The sequence below is a fragment of the Aeromonas sp. s10 genome (assembly GCF_040907975.1).
Lineage (GTDB): Bacteria > Pseudomonadota > Gammaproteobacteria > Enterobacterales > Aeromonadaceae > Aeromonas > Aeromonas caviae.
In genome coordinates this window covers 1-7243 of the sequence record NZ_JBFOCV010000027.1, presented here as the reverse complement: position 1 = coordinate 7243, position 7243 = coordinate 1, and the positions used below count along the sequence as shown (strand labels likewise).

Sequence of the window (7243 nt, the reverse complement as noted above, 5' to 3'; positions counted from 1 at the left end):
CCCGCTTGTGCGGGTCAGTGCCAAGGGAGTGCCCAGGTGGTCAAGCTGGTAGTGGAATACCTCGGCCTTCTGCCCCTCCCCTTCCAGCTGTGCCAAGGGTTTGAAACTGCCGGGTTCATAGATAAAGCTGCGGTACTGCTCGTCAGTACGATGCTTGTCATCACCGAGCAGATAGTGGCTCTCGGCAATCAGGTTGTTGGCCTGCCACAGGAATTCGGTAACCTGCTCGCCTTTTGCACCCTTTACCGTCTTGCGAATGCGGCGACCAAAGGCATCGTAGTCATAACAGGCAGTGCTGCCATCGGGCAGTTCAGCCCTCACCAGCTGGTGCTGGCAGTCGTAGTGATAGCGGGTCACCAGTTGCTGGCCCTTGCCGCGCCGCTCCAGCGCCAATCGGCCAAATTCGTCGTACTCGAAGTGGCGATCGCCACTCAACAGCAGCCGGTTCCCCTGGGTGCGGGCCCCATCGAACTGACCACCCGAACGTTCACCCAGGAGGTTGCCGGCCGGATCATGCAAGAAGCGCTCGGTCAGCTCGCCCCGCACCTCCAGCAAGCGGTCCAGCGGATCGTAGCGGTAGTGCTGCTCCCCCTGCACGCTGTCATCGATGTGCAGCAGGTTGCCCGTTCTGTCATAGCCATAGTGCCGCTCGCGGGCGACCTGCTTGCCCCGCTGCAGACGCAGTGCCGAGAGGCGCCCCTGCTCGTCATATTCGTACTGCTGGGTCAGTGCCCCTTGCTGCCTGCGCAGCTCAAGCCCACCCACCACCTGGTGGCGAGTGAGTTCGGCGCCGTTGAGATCAATGCCGCCAAGCGCCCCGTGCTGATAGTGATAGCCAAGCCGGTTGCCGTCGGGCAGTTGCCAGTGTGACAACCGTCCCATGGCATCGTATCGGAAATGGCTTGAGGCCCACCCCTGATGCTCGGCCACCAGATGACCGGCACCATCGTAGTCAAATGCCAGGGGCCAGGCACCGTCGTCGACCCGGATGAGCTGGCCATGGCCGTCATACTCGAAGACGATCTCGCGACCATCTGGCAGGGATTTTTTCAGCAAGCGCCCCATGGGGTCGCGCTCATAGCGGGTGACCAGCTCGGTCTCCTGCTTGCCGAACTCCACTTTTTCGCTCAGGCGTCCGTTGAGGTCATAACGGTAGGCGGTGGTGCGACCATCGAAGCCGGTTTCCCGTGCTACCAGCCCGTTGGGATGGTAATGGATACGATGCTGTTCACCATGCTCGTTCTCGATTTCGCTGAGGAACAGCTTGGCATTGTCGTAGCGGTATTTGAGCTCGCTGCCATCGGGGTTGATGCGCCGACTCACCAGATGCAGGCCGGGGTGATATTCGAAACGTGTCTCGCGACCCAGCTCGTCCCACTGCGCCGTGACCTTGCCATAGGCGTTGTACTCATAGCGGCGAACGCCGCCCCCGGGCAGATGGACGGCACTGAGGCGATCTGCCGCGTCCCATTCATAGCGTGTGATTGCGCCACGCGGGTCTTGCCGCACGATCTGGCGGCCCCGCTCGTCATAGCGCCAGCGGCTTATCCCGCCATCGACCCCTTTTTCTTCGATCAGCTGGCCAAGGCGGTTCCATACCAATTCGGTGCGGGTGCTGTCCGGGTGAACCACAGAGCACAGCCTGCCCTGAGGGGTATAGCCATAACGGGTTTCGTTCCCCAGGGGATCCCGCCTTGCAATCAGATCCCCTTGCAGGTTGTGCTCAAAGCGCCATTCGCGCTCCCCCTGCACTACCTTGCGAACCCGGCCATTCCAGTAGTGATAGGCAGTCTGACTGCCGTCGGGAGCCACTTCGAGGGCCAACATCCCCTCTTCGTCGTAGTGATAATGGGTCTCGGCCCCCAGCGGATCACGGGCCAGTACTTTCTGGCCCTTGTCGTTGTAGGCAAACTCGGTTATCGCACCATCCGGATCCTGCTGGCGGACAAGACGTGCCTGGCTGTCGTGCTGATACACCTCCTGACTGCCATCGGCATTGAGTACCGTCACCTCGCCCTTGTCATCATCCCAGCCATAGGTGACATCAAAACCCGCCACATCGCTCCAGTGGCGGATAGCGCGGGCAGCCTTGCCTTCCCCTTCCCACTCCCAGAAGAAACCGGCACCGCCAGCCAGACGGCGCTCCACAATGACCCCATCATCACGATAGCGATAACGCTCGCACTCCCCGGCCCCATTCTCGGCCGCCACCAGGTGACCATGGTCATCGTAGTGGTAGCGTTGCAACGTGGCCTGGGGCTGCCAGGCAATGCCATCAAAGCGCTGCAACTCGAGCGCCATGATGTGGTCGCCCTCGTAAGCGAGACGAAGGGCCAGCCCAGCGTCATTTTCAACCCAGGCGGGGCGCCCTTGACGGTCAGAACGCACTGTCAGTCGATTGCCGTAGGGATCGGAAAAACCGGTCAGCCGCCCAATCTCGCCATGCCAGGTAAAATGCAGGAACGGCGAACCGGCCTTGGCCAGGATCACTTCATCAGCCTCGTCACCGAGGTAGACCGCCGCCTCCGACAGCAGGTTGGTCACCATGGGTCTGGCGGCTGATGGCAACGGCAGTTCCGTTGCCAGGGACTCCTCATCCCACCAGGTCAGGGTATCGCCGTGACGTTCAAGTCGGTGCGCAAGGGCATGTGTCCAGCCAAGCCCCATGCCGCAGGATTGCGCGACGGCGGAGGTGCGATAGAGGCGCCCGAAGACAAAGGGAAGCAGACCCGGCAGTTCGCCATCTTGCAGTGCCAGCAACTCTTCCCCCGTCACCATGGAGACCGGGCAGTTGTTCTTGCAGGTGCTGGCTTCCGGTTGATGGGGCCGGTTGGCCGGGGTAACTGCCTGTTTGGAGGCATCCGGAGTCTTGTTCACCTGCTTGATTTCGGTGTGCCCCTGGAATCGGCGTTTGGCCGCCGTGCCTTTTTCCACCAGCGTGTTGGCATTGCCATCGACCAGCTTGAGATCCGCTTTTTTGGCCGGGCTCAACGGTGCAGCCCCGGTGATCAGCACCTTTTTCGCCTGCTGGGCGTGCTGGGCCAGGTTGTGTTTCCTGGAGAGATCGACCAGGGAAGTGACCAGTCGCATGACACGGTCACTGTTCTTGGCCATGGTGGCAGCCTTGGCACCATAGCGTGCAGCCAGGCCTGCCCCGCCGGTCAGTATCACCCCGATGATCACGTCAATCAGTACCGACGAAATTACCTGAGCACCAAACTCGGTCTGCTGATCCGGGGGCAGCATCTTGACCCAGCACACCAGGGCATAGGCATAAAGATAAAGCAGTGCTTCATCTTGCAATACCAGCATGGCAGCTTCCATCTGGGAGGCTCCGGCCTTTGCCATGGCCGCTGCGTCCACCCCGAACTCGGCCAGCTTTTTGGCATTGCCTACCGGATCGGCCAGCAGGTTGTAGATGGTTTTAAGATCGTCCCACACCCCGACCAGTGCCTTGCCGATACCGCTTGCCGCCGCCAGCGCATGGCCGCCAAACCCGCCACCAGTGCCGCTGTAACGGGCCCACGCAGCCTTGTGCTCACTGTTCCACTCCTTGGTAAGCCAGGCCTCCAGATCTTTTTGAACCGGGGCATAAGAGGCAAACAGCGCATCCAGATCGCTCTTCTTCACATTGGGGTAGAAGGTCACCCGATAGGACTTGCCCGGGGTCAGCTTACCAACCTCGGCAATACCCTTGGCATCCAGGGTTCCCTCCTTGACTACCGCCTCGCTGACAAAACGTCCGCGCACCAGTTTCCCCGCCTCCACCTTGTACGGGGTATTGCCGATGGGAATAAACCTGACGGATTCGAACAGATGAACCAACCGCAGCGTGCCGCTCAGCGGGCACTGCGTCACCACGGACTGCGCCTTCTTGCTGCCGGACGATGCCGTGATGGTCTTGTCGCCCACCTTGATGGTCTGCTCCATGTCCATGCTGAGCATGTCACCCAGGAAGAAACTCTCGGCATCCTTGCGATAGGCACTCAGGACGTTGCGATAATCGGCGATCACTTCGTTGAAGACGGCCTGGCCGACATTGCTCATGCTTGAACCTCATTGATCAGCGCCGCTTCCAGCGCCGGAAACAGATCGATATCGGGGGATGGATGACGGGAAACAAAGCGGGCGACCTTGCAGCGCAGGTTCGCCTCGGGAAACGCCCAGTAGAGCTGACCGTTGTGATCCGCCAACTGCTGCATCAGGTTGTTGATAAGAGGGGCGGGATCCTGTCTCGCCAAGGTCGCGGCAATGGCGGGGGGCAGCTCCCACCAGGGGAATGCGCGTGGTGCGGCGGCTTCTGACGCAGCCCATTCGAAGCCATCCCCTCCGACCCAGATCCCGTTCACTCCTGGCAGCAGGGCGGTGAAATCCTCTCCCAGCTGGACCAGAATGCGCCTCAGATACACGCCATCCCAGTAACGGAAGAACACCGCCTCCCCCTGGTGCCAGATCTGGGTCAACCCCTGCAGATGGGCATAGAGGGCATCGACAGGCTGCTCGCTCGCCACTATCCAGCCCCAGTCTCTCGCCTCGGCGCCCTGCGCCCATTCGATAAAGGGGCTCTCCTTGTCGAGCGCCACCAGATAGGGCATGACGGGATGCCAGTCCTCATAAGGGGTGCCGAGATAGAGCCCGCGTGGCGTTTCGCGGCCATCGAGTTGGTAGTAGTGCAGCAAGGGAGCCGCATCGCAGGCCCCCGCCAGCACGGCATAAAGAGGGGCTGATTGCCTCTGTATCCACTCTTCCAGCGGCGTGATCTCAAATCTCACAGCCACCCTCCTTGCATTTTTCACACTCTTCACAGAAAGGGGCGGCACTCTTCATGGTGGCCAGTTGGGCAGGAGTGAGCGGTACCTTGGGTTTGGGGGGAACACTGACACCCAGAGGGCCCAATGGTGACTTGCCGCCCCATCCCGAGCCGGCACCCGGGCTGCCGCCCGAATTCATCTTGATGGTGGGCCCCACCAGGGTGACGCCGCCGCCATCGACCTTGATGAAGCAGCCGCCGACCTTGACGGTAATGTCTGAGCCCGCCTCCAGCACCACCTTGGCACCGGCTTTGACGTGCACTTCCTGCCCGGCCTGTGTCAGCCAGCTGTCACCCAGTTTTTGGTGCATGGAGGTGTCAACGCCGAGTGAATAGTCGGCCTTGATGTGATCCCGTTTTTCACCGTTCACAGTGAGGTGATCATTGGCCTTGATGCGGGTCACCCGCTCATTGTCGATGTCTCTGTGTTCGTCATGCTTGATGTGCCAGGCGGCGTCGTTCTCTATCAGCACGTTCAGGTCTTTCTGACCGTGGATGTAAATCTCTTCCTGCCCCGCCTGGTCTTCAAAACGCAGCTCGTTGAAACCCTCACCCTGGTGGGTCTCGGTGCGCAGCACGGTGCGGGTCTTGTTGGCCGGCAGCTCGTAGGGCGGCCGGTTGGTGGCGTGATAGGTGCGTCCGGTCACGATGGGCTGGTCGGGATCCCCTTCCAGGAAACTCACGATGACTTCGTGGCCGATACGCGGGATGGCCATCATGCCGTACTGACCGCCGGCCCAGCCTTGGGATACCCGCACCCAGCAGGAGCTCTGGTCGTTGCTCGAGTCGTAGCGGTCCCACGGGAATTGCAACTTCACCCGGCCGTGCTCGTCGCAGTAAATCTCTTCCCCCTCGGGGCCTACCACCATGGCGATTTGCGGGCCATCCACCATGGGCTTGTGAGGAGCCTCAGGGCTGCCGATGCGCGCCCGCCAGGTGGTGCTCGCTTTCACTACGCTGAATTCGTTGTGGTAGACGGTGGGGCCGCTGCCCCCCTCCTCTTCCAGTGCCTGCGGCTGCAAGCCGGTGTGCTGGATGCGCACGATTTGCCAGTCGGTGTTGAGGCTGCCGTTGGGGTGTTCGGTCAGCGAGAAGCTCTGCCCCGGCTGCAAGGCCGCGCAGTTGGACTTAGCCTGGCCCGCCACCGCATCGTTGCGCAGCGCATCGAGCCGGTGCTGGGCAAAGGCCTTGCCGCTGCCATCCTGCTTGTAGCGGCCCGGGAAATCGAAGTGCTGGTAGGTATCGCGCTGGTGTTCGAGCTCTGCGCCCTGTTTCTTGTGGGAGAGACCATAGGCCGGGGTCTTGAAGCTGTAGTCTTTGAGCTCCACATCCGACGGGCGCACCGCCTCCCGGTAGTGGAACTGCCGCACATAGGGGCCTTGCTCCAGCGAGCGGTTACCGAGATTGAAAAAGAGCTCGGGGCCGGCGGTCAATGCGGCCGCGTCATCGGCAAACACGATGCGGTGCTTGCCCGCTTCAAACTCGTGGAAGTAGAACATCCCCTCCTCGGCGGCGAGCCGGCTCACAAAGTCGAGGTCGGTTTCCCGGTACTGAACACAATACTCCCGCTTGGCATGCTCGTTTTTCAGGGCAAAGGCGTAATCGGTGATGCCGTGCTCCTGCAACAGAATGGAGAGGATTTCATCGGACTTTTGCGCCTGGAAAATGCGGGAGTTCTGGCGAAGCGACAGCCGCCACAGGGCCGGCTGTACCATGAGCTGATAGCGGGTGCGGCGAAAACCGCTGTCACCCTGCGCGAAGTCACTGACCACCCCGCACACCCGGCGCTGCAGCTCGCCGTTGTACCACACCAGCAGCTCGCAGGGCTGGTCCAGCACGGCGCCAACGTCGATATCGGGCTGAGCGCTTGCCAACTCAAGGCGCAGGCTGAACGGCCGGTTCAACGCCTCATCCAGCGCAAACTCGGCCACCACGAAGGTGCTCTCGGGCAGCGCCCCCACCTTGACGGTAAATTGTAATCCTGTGCTGTCTGCCATCGCTGCGCGCCCCTGAAATATCGTGCGGCCCCATCAGATGGGGCACATCAAGCCATGTGAGAGCTTCGCCATCGCCTGGATTTTTCTTTCACCATGGCTGCCGCACGCCCTTGACGGCGTGCGGCAAGACGTAAACTCGGATTTTTTCTTGCACCCGCTCACACCAGGCAAACGGACAGAAGAAAAAATGCGTGGGTTGAAAAATCGGAAATACGGTCTCCGGGCAGGTTGTCCTTGCTGAGACGATAAAAGGGCACCGCAAGCAGTGCCCTTTGGCTCGGAATTACGCTTCGATCGGCGCGCGCCAGTCATCCGCACCAGAGGTGCCGGCAACGGTGTGCTCCCAGTCGATCTTGCGGTAGGCCATGGAGACCTGGATCAGCTGGGTGAAGTCGGACTTCGCCGGATCCTGGCAGTGGGGCATCTGGCAGTCGAT

The 7243-nt window shown here is 61.1% G+C and carries 3 protein-coding genes and 1 pseudogene; all 4 read right to left on the bottom strand.

Features of this window, described 5'->3' with window-relative positions:
• A partial coding sequence (locus AB5Y59_RS06760; RefSeq protein WP_368211695.1) for a DUF6531 domain-containing protein occupies positions 1–4047 on the bottom strand: 4047 nt, incomplete at its 3' end.
• Positions 4044–4772: a DUF4123 domain-containing protein gene (locus AB5Y59_RS06755; protein WP_342040773.1), complete on the bottom strand. Its 729-nt coding sequence runs from the start codon at positions 4770–4772 to the stop codon at positions 4044–4046. The genes AB5Y59_RS06760 and AB5Y59_RS06755, both read right to left, overlap by 4 nt.
• Positions 4762–6807, bottom strand: coding sequence for a type VI secretion system tip protein VgrG (locus tag AB5Y59_RS06750; protein ID WP_368211694.1), 2046 nt, complete (start codon positions 6805–6807; stop codon positions 4762–4764). Before AB5Y59_RS06750 ends, AB5Y59_RS06755 begins: the two co-directional genes overlap by 11 nt.
• Positions 6808–7090: 283 nt before the next feature.
• Positions 7091–7243: pseudogene (gene hcp1, locus AB5Y59_RS06745) on the bottom strand (type VI secretion system effector Hcp1); the annotation flags it as partial.

Excerpts from the sequence above, each read along its gene's own strand:
- AB5Y59_RS06750 (WP_368211694.1), bottom strand. The coding sequence starts at position 6,807 with ATGGCAGACAGCACAGGATTACAATTTACCGTCAAGGTGGGGGCGCTG.